This window comes from Sphingobium sp. TKS (assembly GCF_001563265.1).
Classification (GTDB): Bacteria; Pseudomonadota; Alphaproteobacteria; order Sphingomonadales; family Sphingomonadaceae; genus Sphingobium.
Genome location: NZ_CP005084.1, coordinates 708,317 through 729,562, shown reverse-complemented (window position 1 = coordinate 729,562; position 21,246 = coordinate 708,317). Strand labels below are relative to the sequence as shown.

Genomic DNA, 21,246 nt, shown 5'->3' with positions numbered 1-21,246 from the left:
GCCTCCTGTCGTTCAGGCCGCGACCGGCTGGGGTGCGGTAATCGATCCGCGCACATAGGAATCGATCGATCCGGCGCAGCTGAGCTTGTCCTCACCTTCTTCCAGATCGGCGTAACGGGCGATCGCGTGAACGACCGGCGTCTTCACGCCCTCCAGGCCGGAGCCGAACTCCACCTGCACCTTGTCGCCAGAGATGATGCCGCCCCAGCGGCCGTCCGCCAATATATCGAAAAACGCCATTCGGCCTTCGATCCGGCCAACATCCTTCGTCGTGCCCAGCAGCTTTTCGCCCGGCTTGTCGAGGATGAGGGGGATGATCCATGGCGGCACCGCATAGGATTCGGTCGGCTGGATCTTGGCGCAGAAGCCGCTCATTTCGACCATGGCATAGGAACTGGTGATGCGGTCCGGCGTGACGCCGAAAAAGCTCATAATCTGTTCCCTATAGTCGGCCGGGACAGCCGCCCCCTTGGTGCCGCCGCCAAAGCTCATCAGCGTGTCGGGATGGAAATCGCCATCCTTGATCCCGCGCGCGCGCAGGGCCTGCACGATCTGCCAGGCGACACCATACATGACGCCGATATAGAGCGGGCGATCCCGGCGGCTGACAAGCAGGTCCATCCATGCGTCGAACTCGCCTGCCCGCGTCTGCTGGCGGGCCTCGACCTCCGCCTCATAGACGGCGATCTCGCCGGGACCGACTTTGCCGGCAGCCAGCAGGCGGCGCAGCTGCGCGGGGCGCATGGCATCAAAGGCGCGCATCGGATAGTCGCTCAGGCGATGAAATTCGCCGGGCGCGGCCCAGCGCGGGAAATGGACATTGCAGAATTCAATCATCTTGTGGGTGCCGCGCGGCGGCATCATGGTGAAGACCGAGCGGCCGTGATCGGGCACATAGGCCGGTGTCGACAGGTCGGCCGCCGCCAGACAGGCGGCGAGCGACAGGTCGCGGTCCTGCGTCGACTGGTTGAGGAAGGAGGATTTGCCCGAGGTCCCGCTCGACGCGAAGACATGGTGGCCCGCCGCCTTGGCGCGGTCCAGCCATTCGTCAATGTCGCGCACATCCGCAACCTCGATATTGTCCGTCGGATAGCTGCTCAGCGTGCCGAGCCACATGTTCATATGCTTCCACTGGCCATTGTCGACGAACGCCTCCGGATAGCTTTTATAATTGGTGTGGGCGAACAGGAGCGGGACGAGGTCGGCCAGGCTGTCGATGCTGTCGATACCGGCTTCTTTCGCCCGCTTGTCGAGCACCCGGATCTGCTGGCGCCGCTCCGCAAAGCGTTCGCGCGCCGCTTCCAGTTGCAGTTCGGCCAGATTGTCCGGGGCGTTCCGGAACGGATCGGGCGACCGGGCAAGGGCGATCAATTCGTCAACGGCGCTCATCAGTGAAAACTCCTCTCAGCTTTGCCGGGAAGTATAGGCGATGCCCGATATTTAGCCGCTCGATTCACTGTTATGGGGAGGACATACTATTCTCAGCATGACCTTTCCGCCCGATGGCGTGCCGATCCCCTGCCAAAACAAGGCTGCTATCTTTCGGCAGGGCAGAAGGCGGGCACCCCGGGCCATGATGCCGGCGCAACACAGGAGCAGGGGGTGACATGCCCGGTCCACTGGACGAAGTATTGGCGTTTTTTCGGGAAAGCAGCGGCTCGCGCGAAGACATGCTGTCCGCCATGGAGCGCCGGTTTACGGCGGATACACGCTGGGAAAATGTCGGCGTGGCGACGATCGTCGGGGTCGATCAGGCGAGGCAGTTCATCGACGGCTTTCTTGGCCGGATTCCGTTCGAACGCTGCGCGGTCGTGGTCCATCATGCGGCGGCCGCGGGCCATGTCGTCCTGACGGAGCGCAGCGATATTTTCTATGGGCCAGACGGGCAGGAAATGCTGTCGCTGCGGCTGATGGGCGCCCTGGAAATGGACGGCCCCCATATCGTCGCCTGGCGCGACTATTTCGACACAAGCGGCTTTTGAAGGGGGATGCTATGACCGATCGCAAGGCTGTCTGGGCGCAGATCGTCCCGATGCCGGGGGCCAATCTGGCGGCGCTGGCACAGAGTTATGAAGCGGCGGGGGTGGAAGGGGTCTGGGCGCCGCAAATGTTCGGCGCGCCCTTCACGACGCTGGCCGCCGTCGCGCCCGCCACGCAGCGTATCAAGCTGGGGACCGGCATCGCGCTGGCGTTCGTGCGCAGTCCGCTGGAAACCGCGTGCAGCGCCATCGACCTGGACCTCATCAGCAACGGCCGGATGGTGCTGGGACTGGGGTCGAGCGCGCAGAGCCAGATCGAGGGATCATTCGGCAGCGCCTATGGCAAGCCGCTCGCCCATATGCGCGAGATCGTGGGCATGATCCGCGCTGTCGTGGCCCGCGGGCATACAGGCGAGCTGACCGAACTGGCGGGAGACTATCACCGTCTCGACCTTTCGCACTTCCGCTTGCTGCACAAGCCGGTGCGCGGCGACATTCCCATCGTGCTGCCGGCGGTGTTCCAGAAGGCCTGCGCGCAGGCGGCGGAAATTGCCGACGGGCTGCTTGGGCATCCCCTGTGGAACGATGGCTGGATTGAGCGGGAAGTGGCCGCTCATATGAAGGCGGGGCTGGATCGGGCCGGCCGGGCGCGCAAGGACTTCTCGCTCAACATTTCGATATTCACGGCGATTTCTGACGACAGGCGAGAGGCGATCGAGGATTGCCGGGGGACTGTGGCTTATTACAGCCAGTCGCCCCAATATCTGCGCTATTTCGAGGAAATCGGTTTCGGCCGGGAGGCATCGGCGATTCAGGCCGCCTTCGCGCAGGGGGACATGGCGGGCATGGCGGCTGCCTGCACCGACGCCATGGTGGAAAGCATCGCCGTGGTCGGAACGGCCGATGAAGTGCGGGCCCGGGTTGCGCGGCGCGCGGCGCTGGCCGACGCGATTACGCCGTTGATCCCGCATTATGGCCTGTCGCCCGAAAAAAGCGCGATCTACACGCAGCGTATAGCGGAGACATTTTATGGCTGATTCCACCGCTGTCGCGGCCATGGCGGGGGGTGGGCTTTACAACCGGCATTCGGGCCTGCAACAGGCCAATCTGCAATCCGCGCTCCCCCTGCTGGAGGATGCGGCGCGAGCCATTGGCGATGCCTCCGTCGGTCCTGTCACCATAGTCGACTATGGCGCATCGCAAGGGCGCAATTCGATGGCGCCGATGGCGACGGCCATCGATCTGGTTCGTGCGAATGATGCGCGGCGGCCGGTTCAGGTCGTGCATACGGACCTGCCCTCCAACGATTTCACGTCGCTGTTCGGCTTGCTGGATCAGGACCCGGCCAGCTATCTTAACGGCCGGCAGGGCGTCTTTCCTTCCGCCATAGGCCGATCCTATTTCGATGCGATTTTGCCACCCGGCAGCGTGGATCTGGGTTGGTCCTCCAATGCGCTGCACTGGATGAGCCGTAATCCGGTCGACGTCGCGGATCATGGCTGGGCGATCTTCAGCCGGTCCGCGCAGGCGCGTGCCGCCGTCGATGCGGTGCTGGCGGAGGACTGGCTTCGCTTCCTGAAAGCGCGCGTCATTGAGTTGCGGCCGGGGGGGCGCCTGATCTGCCAGTTCATGGGTCGAGGCCCCGACAGCCACGGATTTGAATGGATGGCCGGGAATTTCTGGCAATCGATCGTAGACATGGAAGGCGAAGGACTGCTCAGCGCCGACGAAACGCTGAAGATGACAGCGCCTTCGGCGGGGCGTTCGCCCGATCAGGTGAGGGCGCCTTTCGATGCCGGGCTGGTGCCCGATCTGGTGCTGGAGCATCTCGCCGCGATCCCGTCCCCCGATCCCTATTGGGAGGGCTATCAACAGACCGGCAATGCGGCCGAACTGGGGCGGCAGTGGGCGGCCATGATGGGTGCGGCCAACGGCCCCAACTTCCTTGCACGCGTCGCTGCGTCCCGCGATCGGGACGCGCTGCTGGCCAGTCTGGTGCAGCGTGTGGCCGCCCGCGTTGAGGCAGATCCGCAGCGCAGCCGTGCCTTCATCCTGATCCTGTCCATCAGGAAGCCGGCTTGAAGCGCGATCTCCGCTGAGCGGGGTGCCCGGTCCGCGGCATCGGCAATGAACCAAAAGGGAGAGGAAGCAGCATGGCCCGCCTTGCAGAAAAGATTTGCATCATCACCGGAAGCGGGAGCGGCATCGGACGAGCCAGCGCGTTGATGTTCGCGCGGGAAGGCGCGACGGTGATCGTCGCGGACATTCGCGCCGAAGCGTCCGAGGCGACCGCGCAGGCCATTGTCGACGCCGGAGGATCGGCGCGCGCGATGACCGTTGACGTCGGCGAACAGGCCGATCTGGAACATATGATCGGCCAGACCGTCGCCGATTTTGGCCGCATCGACGTGCTCTTCAACAATGCCCTTTATGTCAATCAGGACCACGCCATGCGTGACATGGATTTCCTGGCTTTCGACCCCGACATCTTCCTTGCCAATGTGCGGGTCAACGTATTGGGAGCGGTTCTGGCGAGCAAGCTCGTCATTCCGCACATGCTGGAGCGCGGGGTGGGGTCGATCATCTCCACCTCGTCCGGCAGTTCCATGGGTGGGGATATCACCGCCTACAGCTATGGATCGTCAAAAGCCGCGCTCAACTGGTTCGTGCAGGCGATCGCCGCCACCTATGGCAAACAGGGCATCCGCAGCAATGCGATCCTTCCCGGTCCGACGCAGACGCCCGCCAAGCTGCAATGGTCCACGCCGGAAATGGATCGGCTGTTTCTGGAGGTGCTCAACACCCCCTTTATCGGCGAGCCGGAAGACATTGCCGCCATGGCGCTTTTCCTTGCGTCCGACGAGTCCCGCTACGTCAACGGCATGCTGTATCCGGTCGATGGCGGTCAGAGCTGCACCGTGCCGTTCATCAGCGTGACGCGGGCGCTTTCCCGAGGGTGAATGCAGCAATCCCAGATTTGAGGAAAACAGAAGAGGAGAGGATGATGGGCGTCGAACTGGAACAGAAGGTACGGGAATTTTGCGATGCCTGGGGCGACGGCAGCGATGCCAGCAGGCCCAATGTAGAGAAAATTCTGTCGATGATGGCGGAGGATGCCGAATGGCAGCTCTGGGTTCCCGGCGGTCCCGTCGTGAAGGGCAAGACGGCGTTGCGCGCAGAGATTGAGCGGCAAATGGCCTTCGCCACCAACAATAAATGCAATGAGGTGAACATCCTCTCCAACGACCGGATGGTGATGCAGGAACGGTCCGACACTGCCATCATCATGGGACGGCCCTGTCCGCATCAGATGGTCGCCATCTATGAGTTTGACGGGGCCGGGCTGATTTCACGCTGGCGCGAATATCTCGATATGGCGGACCTTACGCGCAAGATGGGCATAGACGAAGCCGCGGCAGGCGGTACGGAAGTGCCTGCCTGATTGCGTCAGGCGCGGAACAGGGCGATCAGGACTGCACAGGTCAGGATCGCCCAGCTCTGAAATCCCCAGAGCAGCCAGCGCGGCGCGTGCCGCAACTCCATAAACTCGCGCCCGACTAGCAGAACCTTCGTGAAGGCGATGACGAGGATGACGGAGCGAAGCAGGAACGCATTGCCCAATGCCATCGTCTCGAACGACAGAAAGGTCGCGGCGATCAGCATCGCCCAGACCAGTGTGATGCGGCTACGCCAGATCATGGCCATGAAACGGATTCCCTAAAGCAGATAGAGCAGGGCGAAGAGGATGATCCAGAGCAGGTCCACCAGATGCCAGAAGGCGCCGCTCCCCTCGATCAGGGCGGCACCACCCTGCATCCGGCCGGTCCGGTCGAAGCGCGACAGGGTAAAGCACAGCACGCCCAAGCCGATCAGCACATGCACCAGATGGATGCCGGTAAACATATAATAATAGATCGAAAAACTGTTGCTGTTGAGCGTGAAGCCCTGGGCGATCTTCGCTGAATATTCGAACGCCTTGACGATGACGAAGCCGCTGCCGAGCAGGACCGCGCCCAGCAGCAGCGGTCGCGCCTTGTCGTCGTCACAGCGTACCGCCGCGACGGCCTGTGCGACAAGGAGACTGCTGGTCAGCAGCAAAAGCGTGTTGAGAAGGCCAAGGCTCCGGTCGAGCAGCGCCTGCGAACTTTCGAACAGCGCCAGTTCCTGCTGCCGAGCGAGCGCATAGGTGATGAAGAAGACGGCAAAGACGACAAGATCGCCGCCAATGAACACCCATACGCCTTCCTCTCCCGGCACATGGCCGCGCGGAGGCGAAGCGGCGGCTTGCGAAGCAGCCATTATTCGCCGCCCAGCGCGTCGCGCTTGATCGCGCCGAGCATGGCGAAGATCATCAGGTTGAACCAGATGCCGAACACGACGGCGGGCATCCAGAAAGCCAGGGCGCCGTTCCAGGCAAAGGGTCCGGTCTTGAACAGGCCGATCGCCAATCCGGGCAGCAGCAGCACGCCGGTCCACAGGTTCATATAACCAAGCCAACGCGGCAGGATGGGCTGCGCGCGGCGGTCGCCCAGAATGACGAAACCGGTCAGCAGATTCTGCACGAAGGCGGGCACGGCCGGCATGACGAACAGCAGGAAGGCGATATCACTCAACGCACCGATAACGGCGTCCGGCCGGTCGGTCCGATAGGCGGCCGCCGTGAAGATCAGCCCGGCGAAGAATAAAGTGACGAAGCCAAAGGCCACGACCATCACAAAGGCCCAGGTCAAAGGCGAAACCGGCCCTTCGATCTTCTTCATGAAGGTGGCGACCGCTGCCAGAAAGGGGAAGAACAGCACGGAGGAAGAGGCGATCAGGATAGCGCCTGCCAATATGCCGATCTGGTGGCTGCGATAATAAGCAGCCACTTCCGCAGCGGGCATGGATGGGGCCAGCGGCGGGAACATGTGCGCGACCGGCCATATGCCGACGAACATCATCGTACCGGCAATGGCGCCCATATAGGTGCATAGCTTCATCGTCATGCTCTTGGTCGTCATGCGGCCTCCCTCTGCCCTGTTTTGTTGTGCAGGCGGAAGATTGTGAAGCGAACGCGTCCAGGCCACCCGCCCATGGATAGGGTTCCTGTCGGCGATCCCGCCTGCACAAGGGTAATATTCTTGCCACGGCCACCGGCAAAGGCGGCGACAGAGGAGCAGCGGAGAGGGTGATGAGCGACATTGAGGCGAACAAGGCGGTGGCCCGCCGCTACATGCGGGCCGTGGAGGAGGGCGACGTCGAGACGATCGAGGCCCTTCAGCATCCCGATTGCCAGTGGTGGATATTGGGCCATGGCGACATGAGCCGGGCCGACTTCATCGCCAGCGTGAAAGGCGGACTGCTGAGTGCGCAGAAGCGAACGGCCGAGGTGGTCGGGATAACCGCCGAAGGGGACCGGGTGGCGGTGGAAGTCAGGGGCGAGATGGTCTTTCCGGACCGGGTCTATCGCAACGAATATCATAATCTGCTGATCATCCGGGACGGGCAGATCATTTCCGGCAAGGAATATATGGACACCCGCGCCGTGGCCGAGGCCTTTTCGGCGGGGGAGGGCGGGCAGTGACGCATGCCGCTCCGCTCAACAATTATGACGATGCGGCGGTCGGCCGGATCACCGCCTTTGTCGAGCAACTGACCGGCGGCAAGGTTGTCGGGCTTGAGCGCCTCGTCCGCTGGCGCCCCTCCTGGTTCGTCGACGTCGAAAGGGAGGGGACGGTCTGCCGCCTGCACCTGCGCGGCGACCGGGACGGCGACGTGTCCATCTTTCCCGACCTCAAGCGCGAGGCCGACGTCATCGCCCTGCTTCACAGCCAAGGACTGCCGGTGCCGGAGATTTACGGGTATCTTGCCGATCCGCCATGTATCGTGATGGAGGCGATCGAAGGGACGCGAGATTTTTCGGCGCTCGATGCCGCCACGAAAAGCGCCATCGGCCGCGTCTATATGCGGGCGGTTGCCGCGATGCACCGGTTGCCGGTCGAACCCTTTATGGCCGCCGGCGTGCATCGGCCCGAGGGCGCCGAGGCGATCGCGCTGGTCGGACTGGACGCCTATATGCCGCATTACCGGCGAACCAAGAGCCGGCCCGAGCCGTTGCTGGAATTCGTCATCGGCTGGCTTCGCCGTAATGTGCCGCGGCACCGCCAGCGCGCCAGCTTCATCCAGTTCGATTCGGGCCAATATCTGGTCGATCAGGGCGCGATGACCAAGCTCTACGATTTCGAATTTTCGATGATCGGCGATCCGCTGGTCGACATCGCCACCATGGGGATGCGCAACAGCTATGAGCCGTTGGGCGCACCGCTGCCGGAACTGGTGCGCTATTATGAGGAAGCGACGGGTGAGCCGGTCGATCATGACGCGGTGGTTTTCCACGTCCTGCAATTCTCCCTGCTCGGCACGATGCAGTTCACCGGGACTGTCGGCAAGCCATGTCCCGGCGATCCGCATTCGGTCTATCTCATGTTTGATCTTGCGCTGCGCCGCTCCATCCTGCTGGCGCTGTCGCAGCTGACCGGCGATGCGCTGCCCGGACTGCCGCCGCTGGAACAGCGCACGGGTGACAATGCGCCGCTGCTGGCCAAGCTGGCCGATACGCTCGGGGCGCTTCCGGTGACGGGGGAGGCGGCCGAATCGCATAAGGCGCAGGTTGCCGAACTGATCGAATGGGTGCAGCGCGCCGACGATCACGGGGCGGACATGGTCGCGCGCAATATTGCGGATGTGTCCGCGCTTCTTGGTCGCCGCTTCGACCGCTGGGCTGACGCCGCCGAGGCGCTGGAGGCCCATATCATCGAAGCGGGACCGGAGGAGGACGCCGCGCTCATCGCCCTGCTCGCGACGATCGAGGGGCGGCGGCTGCAACTGTTTGGGCCGACTGTGCTGGGCGAAGCGGCGCGCCATGTCGTCCTGCCGATGACGCGTCTGGACTGAAGGGCGGTCGCGCCCTTGCCGTCGGACAGGTCACGCCCCTGTCCTTCATGGCGATGCCAATATTGAGGACAGGAGCAGGATATGAGCGAAAAGATAGTGCTGGTGACGGGCGCGACGCGCGGGCTGGGGCGCGGCATGGCGCGGGGCCTGGCCTCGCGGGGCCATGTGGTGGCGGTCACCGGGCGCGACCGGGCGCAGCTTGCCGAGGTCGTGAAGGAGATTGAAAGGGCGGGCGGCAAGGGCATCGCGCTGGCATGCGATCACCATGACGATCGCGCCGTGGAAAGGGCGTTCGCGCAACTGGCCGAGTGGACGGATGGCAGGCTGGACCTGCTCGTCAACAATGCCGCCGCGGTTTACGGACCCGAACTGGTCGCGCCGGGCGGTTTCTGGGAAAAGCCGCTCAGGCTGGCGGACATGATCACCATCGGCCTGCGCTCCAGCTATGTCGCGGCCTATCATGCCGCGCCGATGATGGTGGCGGCCGGCAAGGGCCTGATCGCCAGCATTTCCTTCTATGGCGCGGTGTCCTATTTTCACGGGCCGGCCTATGGCGCGGCAAAGGCGGGGACGGACAAGATGACGGCCGACATGGCGGTCGATCTTGCGCCGCATGGCGTTTCCGCCGTCTCCTTCTGGCCGGGCTTCATTCTCACCGATGCGGTGAAGGCCATGCCGCCCGAAATGATGCCCGAAGACCTGCGCGCCGCCATGCCCCATTGGGAAACGCCGGAATTTTCCGGCCTTGTCCTCGACCGGCTCGCGCAAGACCCGGACCTTGCCTCCCTGTCGGGCCAGGCGCTGATCGGCGCGGAACTGGGGGAGCGCTACGGCATCCGGGATACGGACGGGAAGCAGCCCCTATCCTATCGGGCGACGATGGGCGCGCCGACGCCTTTCATGCCGTCCGTCCGGCAAGGTTGAGAGGACAGAAATCAGGAGAGGAAAGGCAAAAGCGATGATCGATGCCGTGCTGGTCGTGCTGACCAAAGCCGTTCCGGGCCGGGAGGCCGATATGGAGGATTGGTACAGCAACATCCATATTCGCGACGCGCTGCGTTTCCGGGGGTCGGTGACGGCGCAGCGCTTCCGGCTCGCCGTGGAGCAGCCCTGTCCGCCCGAAGGCTTTGACTGGCAGTATCTCGCCTTCTACGACGTATTCGACCCGGTTCGCTTCAGTCGTGAGCATCTGGACAATGCGCTGACATCGCGGATGCAGGTGTCGGACGCCATTGATGACAGCCTGCTCTATGACTTTCATTATTATCCGTTGCTCTTTCAGGACAATGATCCGGAGGTCGCGCATTGCGGCGGCGTCATCCTGGAGGAATTCAACCCGCTTGCGGGCAGCGATGACCGTTTCAGACGTTTCTATGCGGAAAGCTATTTTCGCGAGGCGGCCGCCCGACCCGGCGTCAAATCGGCCGCTTTCCTGACCTTTCGCACCTTTGGCCAGATGATCCCGATGACGCCCGACTATCGCTATGTCGCGATCTACAGGATCAACGATCCGGACGCTGCCCATCAAGCATGGAGAGGCGCGGACGCCCTGCTGGCGAACAGCGGCCTGCTCCGGCCCGAGGGGATACGCATCACGCGGTGGGACCGTGCGACACCCCGTCTCACCAAGGACGATGTCCAGCATCCGACCGCCGTCGGCCTGGCGGAAGAAGAACGCGCCCGGGCGCAAATGGGCGACCGGGTACGCACCGGCGGCACGGAAAAGCTGGCGATGAGCTGATCCGTCAGGCGGTCGGGGGGCGATCGACGATGGTGCGCATCCGGCGATAGGCCGGGCGCGCCGCCATCCGCTCGACATAGGCGGCGATGTTCGGATGTCCCTCCACGTCGACGGACATGAACAGCCGCGTGGTAGTGAAAGGAAAAGTCATCATGATGTCGGCTGCCGTGAACCGGTCGCCCGCCATATATGGTTTATGCGAAAGCCGGTCGTCGACAAGTGTCAGCAGGCGCGCCGCATGGGTCCGTCCCGCGACACGGGAGGGGTGATCCTGCGCGATGCCTGCGCGTTCGGCCATGATCTCGGTCACCAGCGCCGGCATCAGGGATGATTCGGCGAAATGGAACCAGAAAAGATAATCAGCATAGTCCGGATCGCCGGGATTGGCGCGGAGCGTGCCCTTCCCTTGCGTCGTGGCGAGATATTCCATGACCGCCCCGCTCTCGGCGATCCGACGCCCATCGGCCTCGATCACGGGTGAAGAACCCAGCGGATGCAATGCCTTATAGGCGGGCTCCGCCGCGAGCGTTTCCAGCCGCGCATAGAAGCGGATGTCATAGGGCAACTCCACTTCCTCCATCAGCCAAACCGCGCGTTCGGAGCGGGACCCGTTAAGTTGAAAGATGGTGATGCTCATGAAGGGCTCTCCGCTTGAGGGGCGCCATAGATGCGCCGCTTATCAATTCCGCCAAACCTATCTTTATCTAGGTATCGCGGAGCGTCCGCCGTGGCAGCGTCCCGCTGCGGCGGAAGCCCAGCGGTCCCGCATCCATGAGAGACAGGAGAGAAGATGCCCATGACGGATTTATCGGGACGCGTCGCTATCGTCACCGGATCGGGCGCCAATATCGGGGAAGCCTGCGCACGAGCCCTGGCAAAGGCCGGCGCGGCAGTTATCCTGGCGGATATCGCGGTCGAGCGGGCAGAGGTCGTCGCCCGATCTATCCAGGCTTCGGGCGGACAGGCGACGGGGATGTTCCTCGATCTTGCGCAAGAGGACAGTATCACGGCGCTGGTCGAAGATGTGATGCGGCAGCACCAGCGCATCGACATCCTTCACAACAATGCCGCCGATACGCGGCTGGAGCAGATGGCGGCAGATGGCTCGCTTCTCGATCTCGATGCCGCGACCTGGGATCGCGCCTTCCACATCAATGCCAGGGGCACGATGCTGATGATCAAGGCGGTCGCTCCGCACATGATTTCAGGCGGCGGCGGTTCCATCATCAACACTTCGACGGGTGTGGCATTGACCGGCGACATCAACAATCCTTCCTATTCCGCGTCCAAGGCGGCTGTGAACGCCCTGACCCGCAATGCCGCCGTGCAGTTCGGCCGGTTCAATATCCGGGTCAATGCGGTCGCGCCGGGCCTCGTGCTCTCCCCCCTTGCCCGGGAGATGATGACCGCCGATCAGATCGCCATGGTCCAGCGGCATGTCCTTCTGCCGCGCGAGAGCGTGCCGGAGGATATTGCCGGCGCGGTGCTGTTCCTGGCATCGGATGGCGCGGCCTTCATCACCGGGCAGGTGATCGGGGTAGACGGCGGTATCGTTAACCACACGCCCTATGTCGCAGATATGCTGGAAAGCATGAACCGGGCGCACTGACCGGAAAGAGGGCGGGATGGGCATATTCACGCATGTCTGCCTTGGCAGCAACGATCTGGGACGGTCCGCCCGTTTCTACGATGCGGTGCTTGCGCCGTTGGGGATCGTCAATCTTGGCCCGTTTCTGGATCAGGGCATCGGCTATGGGAGACGGGTGCCCGAATTGCTTATCCTGCGCCCGCTCCACGGTCGGGCGACATGCGCCAACGGTGCGACTTTGGGATTGAAGGCGCCGGATCGCCGCGCGGTCGATCATTTTCATCGCGCGGGTCTGGCCGCGGGCGGCAAGGATGCCGGGCCGCCCGGTCCGCGCGGAGCGGTGCCCCATGCCTATGGCGCCTATCTGCTGGACCCCGATGACAACAAGATCTGCGCCTACTGCTTCGACCCGCCATAGGCGCACAGCTATCGATAGTCGGGCGCCCGGCGCTCATCAGGGAAACAGGAGGATATGGAATGGTGGGATCATTGGAGGGGCGCGTGGCGATCGTGACGGGCGCGGCGCAGGGCATCGGACGGGAGGTGGCGACAGTGCTGTCGGAGCGCGGCGCGACCGTGATTCTGGCGGACATATTGGCAGATCGGGTGGAGGCGGCGGCGGATTCGCTGCGCGGCAAGGGTCTTCGTGCCGAGGCGGAGACGTTCGACCTGACCGATGAGGACAGCGTCTGCGCTGCGGTCGCGCGGATCGCTGGCCGGCACGGGCGGATCGACATCATCCACAATAACGCCGCCTATCAGACGATCGAGCAGCGCGCCCTCGACCGCGATGTCGTCCATCTCGACACCGGCGCCTGGGACAAGGCCTTTGCCGTCAATGCGCGGGGGCCTATGCTGCTGTGCAAACATGCGCTGCCGGCCATGATCGCGGGGGGCGGTGGTTCGCTCATCCATTCCGCATCCGGTTTCGGCCTGCTGGGTGAAATGACGCTGACGGCCTATGGCGCGTCCAAGGCGGCGCTTATTAATCTCAGCCGCTTTCTCGCGACCCAATATGGCAAGCAGGGAATCCGGTCCAATGTGATCGCCATCGGCTTCGTCCTCAGTGATACGGCCGTCGAAACCACACCGCAGGCGGTCAAGGACGTACTGCGCGACCATCATCTCAATCCCGACCTCGGCAGCCCTCGCGATATCGCCCATGTCGTTGCCTTTCTGGCCTCGGACGAGTCCCGCTTCATCAACGGCGCGATGATCCCGGTGGACGGCGGCTTTACCGCGCATCAGCCCACAATGGTCGATTTCCAACGCCTGTTCGAGGCATCGGGGAGCAATCAGTTGTAGCCGACCAGCGCGCCGTCATAGCAGCGCGTCGACAAGCTTCGCGGTTTCGAGATCTTCATAGGCGGTGGTCAGCCGCAGATGATTCATGACGTTGATCTCCCAGCCATAATTGACGACGGGCGTCGTCAGCCAGCCGATATAGACGCCCCATATCAGGGTCCGCCGATATTCTTCCCAGGCACTGTCGAAGGCGGGAGGGCGCGCCACGCCTTCCTGTCCCAGGCGGTCCAGATAATAGCCCAGAAGATCGCGCTCATGCGCCCGCCGGTCCGCGATGGAAAGGCCGGTGGTCACGATATAGTTGACGTCGTGCATCGCGTAACCGCGCACCATGAGCTGCCAGTCGAGCAGGCCCGCTGTTCCGTCGGGCAGGCGGTAGCTGTTGCCGAGATGAGTGTCGCCATGCAGCAGCGTCTGGGGCAGGGTCGATTGATGCCGCTGGACCGCCTGCACGCCGGCAAGCAGCCGGTCCGGCGTCGTGCGCAGCCGCTGCACCATCTCCCGTTTGAAATTTTCGGTCTCGACCTCATGCGCGATATAGGCGGGCGCCAGTTCATTCATCATCGTTGCGACCGCGCCTTCGACATGCGTTTCGACCCAGGCCAGATCCGCGCTGAAGCGGGGCGACTCCCAGAAGCGGGCGTGCAGCCGGGCCAGTTGATCCAGCAGGGAGCGCACATCATCCGGCCCGGTCCGCACGGTCGTATTCGGGAAGGTCGCGCCCCGCACGCTCAGCTCTTCGAGCAACAGGCCGAAATGCGTGGTGGACGGATTGAAGTCGCCACCGAAACAGCGCGGCGCTTCCATCGCGAGTTCCGGCCGGATTCCCCGGTAGAAGGCCACTTCATTGGCGTAGAAGGGCGCCATGATCTCATCGACCGCCCGGGTCAGCTTGAGCACCAGGCGGTTGGGCAGGTCAGGGGGTGTGTCATCGGTATAATCGACCTCGATCGACACGCGCCCGGCGGTCGACACCATCTGCTCGCCATAGGTCTTGGCATCGATGATGCGCAGGCCGACGGCGGTTGCGCCCGCTACGGTCGTGGCCAGCAGCTGGTTGATATAATCGACGGTGATCCCGTCCGTGGATGTGGGATGTTTCAAGGCCATAAGGATACTCATCGGAACAGAGGGCGGTTCAGCTTGCCGAGGGCGTGACAACAGCGACCCTATCCAATTGCAGGTTCCTTGATCGACGACGTGGCCAGTCTGACCGAAACGGAGCCTGCGGGCTTTTGGTACAGGAGAGAGCTATGCGTGAAGCTGCGTTGGAACTGCTCAACCGGACGATGGACGAGCAGTTGAAGCGATCCGAGCATCCCAGCGATTTTCCGGCCCTTCCCCCGATTCCCGCCGGCCGGTACACCGACCCGCGTTTCGAGGCGCTGGAAAAAGACGGGCTTTGGAATCGGACCTGGCTGCTGGCCGGCATTGCGTCCGACCTGCCGGAGCCGGGTTCCTATCGTCTGTTCCAGCATCTGGACCGCTCGGTCATTCTCTCGCACGGCAAGGATGGCCGGATACGGGCGTTCCATAATGCCTGCCGTCACCGGGGGTCGCCGCTTCTGCTCGAACCGCAGGGGCGGGCCATGCGCTTTATCTGCCCCTATCATGCCTGGGGTTACGATCTGGAAGGAACACTCAAATCGGTGCCAAGCCAGCATGATTTCGCCTGTCTCAACAAGGCGGAGAACGGCCTGATCGAAGTGCGATGCGACACCTATCGCGGTTTCATCTTCATCAATTTCGATGATGACGCGGAACCGTTACAGGAGTTTCTGGGTGAATTCGTCGCGCTGACCGAAGGATATCCGCTGGATCGAATGGTGGTGAAGGATCATTTCTTCATCGAAATGGCGTGCAACTGGAAAATCGCCTATCATAATTTCCTTGAGATCTATCACGTCAATACGGTTCATCCTAAAACACTGGCACCGCATCTGGATTCCCGCAGTTTCGTGATTGCCCTCTATGAAGGCGGTCATATGCGGTTCGGCACGCGCAAAAAGGGCGGGGAGTCGCTGTTCAAGACCCCGCCGATCAAACCGGACGACATCGCGCCGGTTTTTCTGGAAAATACGGTTGCGCTGCCGACCTTCCCCAACACGTTTTTCTCGCTCGATCCGGTGGGGTTCAACCTGCAATGCTTCTGGCCGGTGGGTTCCGATCGGTCGATCATGGAAGTGCGTCAGATGGGGTGGGCAACCGAGAGTGAGGATGACAGGCTTTATTGGCAGGGCATGCGCGAGGCGACCGAACATATCCTGTCCGAAGATCTGTGCCTGTTCGAAAATATCCAGCAATCGCTGAGGAACGGGACGATCCCGTCAATCTGGGCGGGCTATCAGGAGCGCGCGCTTTACTGGTTCGAGGAAGAAATCGATCGGCGCATCGGGCCGGACCGGGTGCCCGCCGACTTGCGTGTCCAGCCGCGCATCGCGTCCTTCATGGCGCCGCGCAGCGCATGATCGCGCCGGTCGAGGCGGGGCGGCGGCGTTAGAATCGATGGCCCCCAGCCGCGGCCCGTGCGCGGCAGGGGGCCATGACCGTCATTCGCCCAGCAGTTTCCAGCTGCCCAGATCCTCGCCCGCGGCGAAGAACCGCTCGTTCATCGGCAGGCCGTTCTGGCCCCAATGGTCCATGTTCGCCACCCAGGCCTGAATACCGTACATCACCCAGCGCGGTACCTGTTCATTCCAGATGGTGTCGAGATCGATGACGTTGGTCGCGCCTTCCCTGATCAGGCAGTCGCGATAATGGGCGATCAGGTCGCGATGATTTTGGCGGCGCTCCTCGATCGTCAGCGATCCGACGGTGAAATAGGTGAGGTCGCGCCATGGCCGCCCGCGCCGGCCCAATTGCCAGTCGACCCACATGCGCTCGCCATTGGGCAGGATATAGGTGTTGCCCTGATGGCAGTCGCCCAGGATGATGCAATAGGGGGCATCGAAGGCGCGTTCGAATTCCACCAGCCGGTCATTGGCGCGCTCGACCCGGCGTGCGTCGTCCAGATAATGTCTGGGCGCGATGGCGCGGAAATTGGGGTCTTTCAGATTCTCGCCGATCCAGTGCCACATGATGCGAACCTGATTATAATCGACCGGAACCGCCATGGATGTCGGCAGCCAGGGCGCCGCTTGAGGGGTGATCAATGGGCTGTCCCACAGACCCGCATGCAGTTTTGCTAGATCCGCCAGCGCGGTCGCGACCCCTTCGACACCGGCATGCTGGGTCGAATGGCCGAACTTCCCGCCCCGATCGGTGAGATCCTCCAGCACGATGACGCCCTGCGCCGACCCGTCGTCATCCCAGTCGGCATAATAGCAGCTGGCCGTGTTGGCGGTGAGTTTGTCCGTCAGGAAATGATAGAAGCGCGCTTCAAGCGCATGGATGTCGACATCATCGAACATGCCCGACCAGTTCGACTTGATGCACAGATTGCGCGGCAATCCGGCGGCCTGCCCGGCCTCGTTCCAGTCCACGGCAACGCGCAATTTCGTGGTGTGGCTGTCGAACAGTTGCACGACCTCCATCGATTGCGCGACGACTCCCGGATATTTGTTGGCCAGCAACGATCCCAGCCACGCGGCGTCCGGCGTGAACCGGCCGCGGGGCAGGGCGGCGGCGCGGGCGGGATAGGGACGGGGGACAAGATGCCGGTCGATGACGGCAACGGGGGCGACGGCAGGCTCGCTCATGCAATGTCCTCTCTCTTGGGGACCGTGCCGCAGCTCTGCATCGATGCAGTCATCCGGCATGATCCTGGTGCAGAGGCGATTTTGGTCGCCCGAACGGAAATCGAGCCTGCCGGGCGGTAGGTCGATTGGAGCCGCCGTTGCGTGGGGGCGTCAGCCTTGCATCGCGCCGAAACAGGTCCGCAATTCTTCGACGAAAAGCGCCGGCTGCTCGAAGGCCGCGAAATGGCCGCCGGCATCCAGTTCGTTCCAGTGAATCAGACGCGGGTAGCTGCGTTCCGCCCAGCGACGCGATGGACGGAAGATTTCCTGCGCAAAGATGCTCACGCCCACCGGAAGGTCCAGTTTTCGGGCCTGAAACGCACTGGCGCTTTCCCAATAAAGCCGCGCCGATGAGGCGCCGCTGTTGGTGAACCAGTAGAGGCTGATCACGTCCAGCATTTCGTCCTGCGTCAGGGCATCCTCCGGCACACCCTGATTGTCGGTCCACGCCTGGAACTTCTCGTAGATCCAGGCGGCCTGCGCGACGGGTGAATCGGCAAGGCCATAGCCGATCGTCTGCGGGCGGGTGCCCTGCAATTTGGCGTAGCCGGAATCATGATCCTGATAATATTGCATCCGCTCGACCGTTTTGGCCTCGGCGGGGGTCAGATCGGCAAAGTCGCTTTCCACCGGAAAGACGAGCGGCATGTTGAGATGGACGCCGATGCATCCCGGCGGCGCCGCCATGGCGATGGCGGTCGTGACCGCCGCGCCCCAGTCGCCGCCCTGCGCGACGAAGCGGTCATAGCCCAGCCGGCGCATGAGCTGAATCCAGCCATCCGCGATTGTCTCGACGCCCCAGCCGGTGGCCATTGGTTTATCCGAAAAGCCGTAGCCGGGCAGGGAGGGTATGACGACATGGAAGGCCGGGGCATCCGGCGCGCCATGGGCGGCGGGATCGGTCAGTGGTCCGATCACCTTCAGAAACTCCAGCACCGATCCCGGCCAGCCATGGGTCAGGATCAGCGGCAGCGCATCCGGCCGGGGGCTGCGCACATGGATGAAATGGATCGAAAGACCGTCTATCGGGGTGGTGAACTGGGGCAGGGCATTGAGCGTCCTTTCGCACCGCCGCCAGTCATAGCCCTCCGCCCAATAGGCGCACAGATCGCGCAGCGCCGCGAGCGGCACCCCCTGGCTCCAGTCGCTGACCGTCTGCGTCTCGGGCCAGCGGGTGCGGCGTAATCTTTGGCGCAGATCGTCCAGAGCCTCCTGTGGAACATTGGCGCGGAAGGCGGTGATGGCGGCGGTCATCCGATCACCCCCCTCGTCAAAACTGGATGCCGAGCGCCGCGACGGTGCCCAGATCCTCGCCCGCCACGAAGATGCGCTCGACGATATGCGTGCCCTTCTGGCCCCATTCGTCCATGTTCGCGATCCACGCCTGCATCGCATAGGGCGGCCAGCGGCGATAATATTCCCACAGCGTGTCGTCGTCCGGCACGCCGAGCGCCCCCGTTTCGACCAGGCAGCGGCGATAGTGGCGCAGCAATTCCCGGTCATGGGCGCGCCGTTCCTCGATCGTGAGGGCGCCCAGCACGAAATAGGTGAAGTCGCGGATCGGCCGTCCCTTGCGGACGAGCTGCCAGTCGAGCCAAACGCGCTCGCCATCGGGGCGGACATAGCTGTTGCCCTGATGGCTGTCGCCATGGACGAGGCACCATGGCCCCTGTTCCTTGGTCCGCGCGAAATCGATCAGGGCGTTGTAGACGTGATGCAGGCGGGAGAGATCGCCCTTGATCCAGCCCGGCAGGAAGGCCTGATAGTCAGGCTTGGCATGGTTCTGCTCGGCAAAGCCGTACATCATGGTCAGTTGCTGCGTGTCCACCGGCGTCGCCATGGAGACGGGCAGCCAGTCAGCCGCGTGAAGGACGGGGCTGTCCCAGAAGGCGCCATGAATGCGGGCGAGGCTGGCGACCGCGTGCGCCGCTTCCTCCACGCCCATATGGTCGGTGCTGATGCCGAAATGGCCGCCCTCAATGGACAGATCCTCCATCACGACCAGTCCCTGACCGCTGTCGGGGCGCGGGTCCCATGCCTCGAAATAGGATCGCGGGGCGGGGAAGGCGACGTGGCGGCGAAAATCCTCATAGAAACGGGCTTCGAGGCGGCAGATGCCCTGACTGTCGAACTGCGCCCAATTGGCCTTGAGGCAGACATTTTCGGGAATGCCCGCCGCCTTGCCGACATCGTTGAGGGTCAGTCTCACCTGATATTTGGTGGTGTGGCTGTTGCGGAGGAACACCTCCTCCATCCCCTCGACCACGATGCCGGGATAGCGCGGCTGCATGATCTGCGTCAGCCATTGCGCTGTCACATCGTCCAGATGGGCGGGAATGCCGACCGGATTGGGCATGCTCGACATGCGGGAAGTTCCTTATCTGATTTTCTTGAGTTCGCGCAGCGCCCGGTTGGCCGCGATCCGCCCGGCAATGCCCGATACGCCGCCGCCCGGATGCGCGCCCGCGCCACCGATCAGGAAGCCGGGGAAAGGCGGCTTGGGGCCGCCAAAGCCGGTGGCAGGGCGATGGACGCCCGAGCGCAGCGCGCCGAAGTCGATATGGGTCACGCAGCCATTGGTGACGTTGAGGCGCGTTTCGCGTTCCCGCGCGGTCTCGACGAAGCGGCCGACCTCCGTGTCCAGACCGTCGTAAAATTCACCCAGATGGCTGATGACAGAGGCCATGGTCCTGTCCTTGAGCGTGGGCGACCAGCCTTCCCGCGCATCCACGGCCACGCCCGGCAGGTAGACATAGGCGAGCGAGCCGCCGGGAGGCGCCTGCGTCGGATCGGAATTGGACAGCGGGCTGAGCGACATGGCATGCCGGTCGGGAATGTCGCCGCGCCGCGCCATGGCGAAGGATTGGCGCACTTCCTCCGGTGTGCCGATCAGGCCGACCGCCTTGTTGAGATCGGCGTCATCATGGCGCAGGTCCTGATGCTTCTTGAGGCTGAGCGGACCCGACATGGCGATGTTGGCGAGGAAGGGCGCGGCGTTCGACCGGTTCGCCGGGGCATGTTCGATCCGCTGTGTCAGCGCACGCGGCACGCCGCCGGGCGTCGTGAGGCGCATGGCCGTGCGGGGATCGCAGGTCGCGATCACCATTTTGGCGCGGATGACCCGACCGTCCTCCAGCCGCACGCCCTTTGCCGCGCCGTCATCGACGATGATCTCGGCGACGGGCGCATTGAGTTCGATCGTCGCGCCCGAAGCCTCGATGCTGCGCGCGAGCGCGTCGGAGAAGGATTGCAGGCTCCCGATCGGCTTGCCGGTGCCATATTTATGGGTGACGGCGAAGATCATATAGGCGGCGGCATTGCCGTCATCGTCGACGGGGCCAGCCCCTGCCGCGATGCCGAGCAGCAGGGCGATCGTTGCCGGATGCTCGAACCGCTCGCACGCGATCTGGTCGGCCGTCGCCTTCGACATGGCGATCAGCTCGTCCTTCAACCGGACATTGCGGACCGCGCTGCCGATCATCTTGGAGAGATTTCTGACGTCCGGCCGCCCCGGCTCGGCCATCATGAGCGGAAAGCCAATGTCCATCATGACGTTCAGTGTCTTCATGAACTCCAGATAGGCCTTGCCGTCATTGCGGTTGATGCGCGTAATATCCTCGGCCGTGCGATGATAGTCGTAGAAAAGCGCGATGGAGCTGCCGTCGGGATGGAGATAGGCGTAGGTCGGATCGGGATCGACAGTGCGCAGGCCGTATTTGTGCAGGTCGAAGTCCTCAATGATGCCGGATTTGCGCGCGAACAGCAGTTCGACGGCGCAGGGCGTCACCATATGCTCCGGAGCTTCGGGAATCATATAGCCCGAACTGGTCATGCCGCCGACCTTGGCCAGGCGCTCGACCACGACGACCTTCTTGCCTGCCTTCGCCAGATATCCGGCGGCGGCCATGCCATTATGCCCTGCGCCGATGACGACGACGTCGACCTGATCCGTCATTTCCTGTT

At 63.3% G+C, this 21,246-nt stretch carries 23 protein-coding genes; 13 read left to right on the top strand and 10 right to left on the bottom strand.

What is annotated here, in order from left to right; all coding sequences use genetic code 11:
- Positions 1–12 precede the first annotated feature (12 nt).
- On the bottom strand, positions 13–1,389 hold the full coding sequence (locus tag K426_RS24130; protein ID WP_066563113.1) for a hypothetical protein: 1,377 nt from the start codon (positions 1,387–1,389) through the stop codon (positions 13–15).
- A gap of 218 nt (positions 1,390–1,607) precedes the next feature.
- On the opposite strand from K426_RS24130, the gene K426_RS24125 reads away from it, so the two are divergent.
- From K426_RS24125 to K426_RS24105, 5 genes are all read left to right on the top strand, one after another.
- Positions 1,608–1,982, top strand: coding sequence for a limonene-1,2-epoxide hydrolase family protein (locus tag K426_RS24125; protein WP_237230098.1), 375 nt, complete (start codon positions 1,608–1,610; stop codon positions 1,980–1,982).
- 11 nt (positions 1,983–1,993) lie between these two features.
- Positions 1,994–3,016, top strand: a complete 1,023-nt coding sequence (locus tag K426_RS24120; protein WP_066563111.1) for an LLM class flavin-dependent oxidoreductase — start codon at positions 1,994–1,996, stop codon at positions 3,014–3,016.
- Positions 3,009–4,061: a hypothetical protein gene (locus K426_RS24115; protein WP_066563109.1), complete on the top strand. Its 1,053-nt coding sequence runs from the start codon at positions 3,009–3,011 to the stop codon at positions 4,059–4,061. Before K426_RS24120 ends, K426_RS24115 begins: the two co-directional genes overlap by 8 nt.
- Positions 4,062–4,132: 71 nt before the next feature.
- A complete protein-coding gene (locus K426_RS24110; RefSeq protein ID WP_066563107.1) occupies positions 4,133–4,939 on the top strand; it encodes an SDR family NAD(P)-dependent oxidoreductase in 807 nt (268 codons plus the stop codon).
- A gap of 44 nt (positions 4,940–4,983) precedes the next feature.
- Positions 4,984–5,421 carry a nuclear transport factor 2 family protein gene (locus K426_RS24105; protein ID WP_066563926.1) on the top strand — a complete coding sequence of 146 codons (438 nt, stop codon included), beginning with the start codon at positions 4,984–4,986 and terminating at the stop codon, positions 5,419–5,421.
- A 5-nt stretch (positions 5,422–5,426) separates the two neighbouring features.
- Here K426_RS24105 and K426_RS24100 read toward each other — a convergent pair whose 3' ends face one another.
- From K426_RS24100 to K426_RS24090, 3 genes are read right to left on the bottom strand one after another with little or no spacing between them, the layout of a single operon-like run.
- Positions 5,427–5,684: a cytochrome C oxidase subunit IV family protein gene (locus tag K426_RS24100; RefSeq protein ID WP_066563102.1), complete on the bottom strand. Its 258-nt coding sequence runs from the start codon at positions 5,682–5,684 to the stop codon at positions 5,427–5,429.
- Between the two features lie 12 nt (positions 5,685–5,696).
- Entirely contained in the window at positions 5,697–6,278 is a 582-nt protein-coding gene (locus K426_RS24095; RefSeq protein ID WP_066563099.1) for a cytochrome c oxidase subunit 3, read from the bottom strand.
- Positions 6,278–6,979 carry a hypothetical protein gene (locus K426_RS24090; RefSeq protein ID WP_066563097.1) on the bottom strand — a complete coding sequence of 234 codons (702 nt, stop codon included), beginning with the start codon at positions 6,977–6,979 and terminating at the stop codon, positions 6,278–6,280. Before K426_RS24090 ends, K426_RS24095 begins: the two co-directional genes overlap by 1 nt.
- Before the next feature lie 170 nt (positions 6,980–7,149).
- Between K426_RS24090 and K426_RS24085 the strand changes: the two genes are divergently transcribed.
- From K426_RS24085 to K426_RS24070, 4 genes are all read left to right on the top strand, one after another.
- The gene (locus tag K426_RS24085; protein ID WP_066563095.1) at positions 7,150–7,542 is read left to right on the top strand and encodes a nuclear transport factor 2 family protein; all 393 of its coding nucleotides are present in this window, start codon (positions 7,150–7,152) and stop codon (positions 7,540–7,542) included.
- Entirely contained in the window at positions 7,539–8,912 is a 1,374-nt protein-coding gene (locus tag K426_RS24080; RefSeq protein WP_066563092.1) for a phosphotransferase, read from the top strand. Before K426_RS24085 ends, K426_RS24080 begins: the two co-directional genes overlap by 4 nt.
- Positions 8,913–8,993: 81 nt before the next feature.
- Entirely contained in the window at positions 8,994–9,836 is an 843-nt protein-coding gene (locus K426_RS24075; RefSeq protein ID WP_066563091.1) for an SDR family NAD(P)-dependent oxidoreductase, read from the top strand.
- A 34-nt stretch (positions 9,837–9,870) separates the two neighbouring features.
- The gene (locus tag K426_RS24070) at positions 9,871–10,653 is read left to right on the top strand and encodes a hypothetical protein (RefSeq protein WP_066563090.1); all 783 of its coding nucleotides are present in this window, start codon (positions 9,871–9,873) and stop codon (positions 10,651–10,653) included.
- A 4-nt stretch (positions 10,654–10,657) separates the two neighbouring features.
- Here the strand turns inward: K426_RS24070 and K426_RS24065 are convergent, their stop codons facing one another.
- On the bottom strand, positions 10,658–11,290 hold the full coding sequence (locus tag K426_RS24065; protein WP_066563084.1) for a glutathione S-transferase family protein: 633 nt from the start codon (positions 11,288–11,290) through the stop codon (positions 10,658–10,660).
- Positions 11,291–11,449: 159 nt separating this feature from the next.
- On the opposite strand from K426_RS24065, the gene K426_RS24060 reads away from it, so the two are divergent.
- From K426_RS24060 to K426_RS24050, 3 genes are read left to right on the top strand one after another with little or no spacing between them, the layout of a single operon-like run.
- Positions 11,450–12,262 carry an SDR family NAD(P)-dependent oxidoreductase gene (locus K426_RS24060; RefSeq protein WP_226869983.1) on the top strand — a complete coding sequence of 271 codons (813 nt, stop codon included), beginning with the start codon at positions 11,450–11,452 and terminating at the stop codon, positions 12,260–12,262.
- 16 nt (positions 12,263–12,278) lie between these two features.
- A complete protein-coding gene (locus K426_RS24055; RefSeq protein ID WP_066563076.1) occupies positions 12,279–12,659 on the top strand; it encodes a VOC family protein in 381 nt (126 codons plus the stop codon).
- Between the two features lie 59 nt (positions 12,660–12,718).
- A complete protein-coding gene (locus K426_RS24050; protein WP_066563074.1) occupies positions 12,719–13,546 on the top strand; it encodes an SDR family NAD(P)-dependent oxidoreductase in 828 nt (275 codons plus the stop codon).
- A gap of 15 nt (positions 13,547–13,561) precedes the next feature.
- Here K426_RS24050 and K426_RS24045 read toward each other — a convergent pair whose 3' ends face one another.
- A complete protein-coding gene (locus tag K426_RS24045; RefSeq protein WP_066563072.1) occupies positions 13,562–14,656 on the bottom strand; it encodes a phosphotransferase in 1,095 nt (364 codons plus the stop codon).
- Between the two features lie 143 nt (positions 14,657–14,799).
- Here K426_RS24045 and K426_RS24040 point away from each other — a divergent pair, with 143 nt between their 5' ends.
- Positions 14,800–16,014 (top strand): aromatic ring-hydroxylating oxygenase subunit alpha, encoded by a 1,215-nt coding sequence (locus K426_RS24040; protein WP_066563070.1) that lies wholly within the window; start codon positions 14,800–14,802, stop codon positions 16,012–16,014.
- Between the two features lie 81 nt (positions 16,015–16,095).
- Here the strand turns inward: K426_RS24040 and K426_RS24035 are convergent, their stop codons facing one another.
- From K426_RS24035 to K426_RS24020, 4 genes are all read right to left on the bottom strand, one after another.
- Positions 16,096–17,244: a DUF1679 domain-containing protein gene (locus tag K426_RS24035; RefSeq protein ID WP_066563069.1), complete on the bottom strand. Its 1,149-nt coding sequence runs from the start codon at positions 17,242–17,244 to the stop codon at positions 16,096–16,098.
- A gap of 150 nt (positions 17,245–17,394) precedes the next feature.
- Positions 17,395–18,537: an epoxide hydrolase family protein gene (locus K426_RS24030; protein ID WP_066563068.1), complete on the bottom strand. Its 1,143-nt coding sequence runs from the start codon at positions 18,535–18,537 to the stop codon at positions 17,395–17,397.
- Positions 18,538–18,553: 16 nt separating this feature from the next.
- Positions 18,554–19,648: a phosphotransferase gene (locus K426_RS24025; protein ID WP_066563067.1), complete on the bottom strand. Its 1,095-nt coding sequence runs from the start codon at positions 19,646–19,648 to the stop codon at positions 18,554–18,556.
- Positions 19,649–19,660: 12 nt separating this feature from the next.
- Positions 19,661–21,238, bottom strand: coding sequence for a phytoene desaturase family protein (locus K426_RS24020; protein WP_066563924.1), 1,578 nt, complete (start codon positions 21,236–21,238; stop codon positions 19,661–19,663).
- Positions 21,239–21,246 lie beyond the last annotated feature (8 nt).

What these genes read in the sequence shown, in the direction of transcription:
- K426_RS24130 (WP_066563113.1), bottom strand. Translation starts at nt 1,389, where the DNA reads ATGAGCGCCGTTGACGAATTGATCGCCCTTGCCCGGTCGCCCGATCCG.
- K426_RS24125 (WP_237230098.1), top strand. Translation starts at nt 1,608, where the DNA reads ATGCCCGGTCCACTGGACGAAGTATTGGCGTTTTTTCGGGAAAGCAGC.
- K426_RS24120 (WP_066563111.1), top strand. Translation starts at nt 1,994, where the DNA reads ATGACCGATCGCAAGGCTGTCTGGGCGCAGATCGTCCCGATGCCGGGG.
- K426_RS24115 (WP_066563109.1), top strand. Translation starts at nt 3,009, where the DNA reads ATGGCTGATTCCACCGCTGTCGCGGCCATGGCGGGGGGTGGGCTTTAC.
- K426_RS24110 (WP_066563107.1), top strand. Translation starts at nt 4,133, where the DNA reads ATGGCCCGCCTTGCAGAAAAGATTTGCATCATCACCGGAAGCGGGAGC.
- K426_RS24105 (WP_066563926.1), top strand. Translation starts at nt 4,984, where the DNA reads ATGGGCGTCGAACTGGAACAGAAGGTACGGGAATTTTGCGATGCCTGG.
- K426_RS24100 (WP_066563102.1), bottom strand. Translation starts at nt 5,684, where the DNA reads ATGGCCATGATCTGGCGTAGCCGCATCACACTGGTCTGGGCGATGCTG.
- K426_RS24095 (WP_066563099.1), bottom strand. Translation starts at nt 6,278, where the DNA reads ATGGCTGCTTCGCAAGCCGCCGCTTCGCCTCCGCGCGGCCATGTGCCG.
- K426_RS24090 (WP_066563097.1), bottom strand. Translation starts at nt 6,979, where the DNA reads ATGACGACCAAGAGCATGACGATGAAGCTATGCACCTATATGGGCGCC.
- K426_RS24085 (WP_066563095.1), top strand. Translation starts at nt 7,150, where the DNA reads ATGAGCGACATTGAGGCGAACAAGGCGGTGGCCCGCCGCTACATGCGG.
- K426_RS24075 (WP_066563091.1), top strand. Translation starts at nt 8,994, where the DNA reads ATGAGCGAAAAGATAGTGCTGGTGACGGGCGCGACGCGCGGGCTGGGG.
- K426_RS24070 (WP_066563090.1), top strand. Translation starts at nt 9,871, where the DNA reads ATGATCGATGCCGTGCTGGTCGTGCTGACCAAAGCCGTTCCGGGCCGG.
- K426_RS24065 (WP_066563084.1), bottom strand. Translation starts at nt 11,290, where the DNA reads ATGAGCATCACCATCTTTCAACTTAACGGGTCCCGCTCCGAACGCGCG.
- K426_RS24060 (WP_226869983.1), top strand. Translation starts at nt 11,450, where the DNA reads ATGACGGATTTATCGGGACGCGTCGCTATCGTCACCGGATCGGGCGCC.
- K426_RS24055 (WP_066563076.1), top strand. Translation starts at nt 12,279, where the DNA reads ATGGGCATATTCACGCATGTCTGCCTTGGCAGCAACGATCTGGGACGG.
- K426_RS24050 (WP_066563074.1), top strand. Translation starts at nt 12,719, where the DNA reads ATGGTGGGATCATTGGAGGGGCGCGTGGCGATCGTGACGGGCGCGGCG.
- K426_RS24045 (WP_066563072.1), bottom strand. Translation starts at nt 14,656, where the DNA reads ATGGCCTTGAAACATCCCACATCCACGGACGGGATCACCGTCGATTAT.
- K426_RS24040 (WP_066563070.1), top strand. Translation starts at nt 14,800, where the DNA reads ATGCGTGAAGCTGCGTTGGAACTGCTCAACCGGACGATGGACGAGCAG.
- K426_RS24035 (WP_066563069.1), bottom strand. Translation starts at nt 17,244, where the DNA reads ATGAGCGAGCCTGCCGTCGCCCCCGTTGCCGTCATCGACCGGCATCTT.
- K426_RS24030 (WP_066563068.1), bottom strand. Translation starts at nt 18,537, where the DNA reads ATGACCGCCGCCATCACCGCCTTCCGCGCCAATGTTCCACAGGAGGCT.
- K426_RS24025 (WP_066563067.1), bottom strand. Translation starts at nt 19,648, where the DNA reads ATGTCGAGCATGCCCAATCCGGTCGGCATTCCCGCCCATCTGGACGAT.
- K426_RS24020 (WP_066563924.1), bottom strand. Translation starts at nt 21,238, where the DNA reads ATGACGGATCAGGTCGACGTCGTCGTCATCGGCGCAGGGCATAATGGC.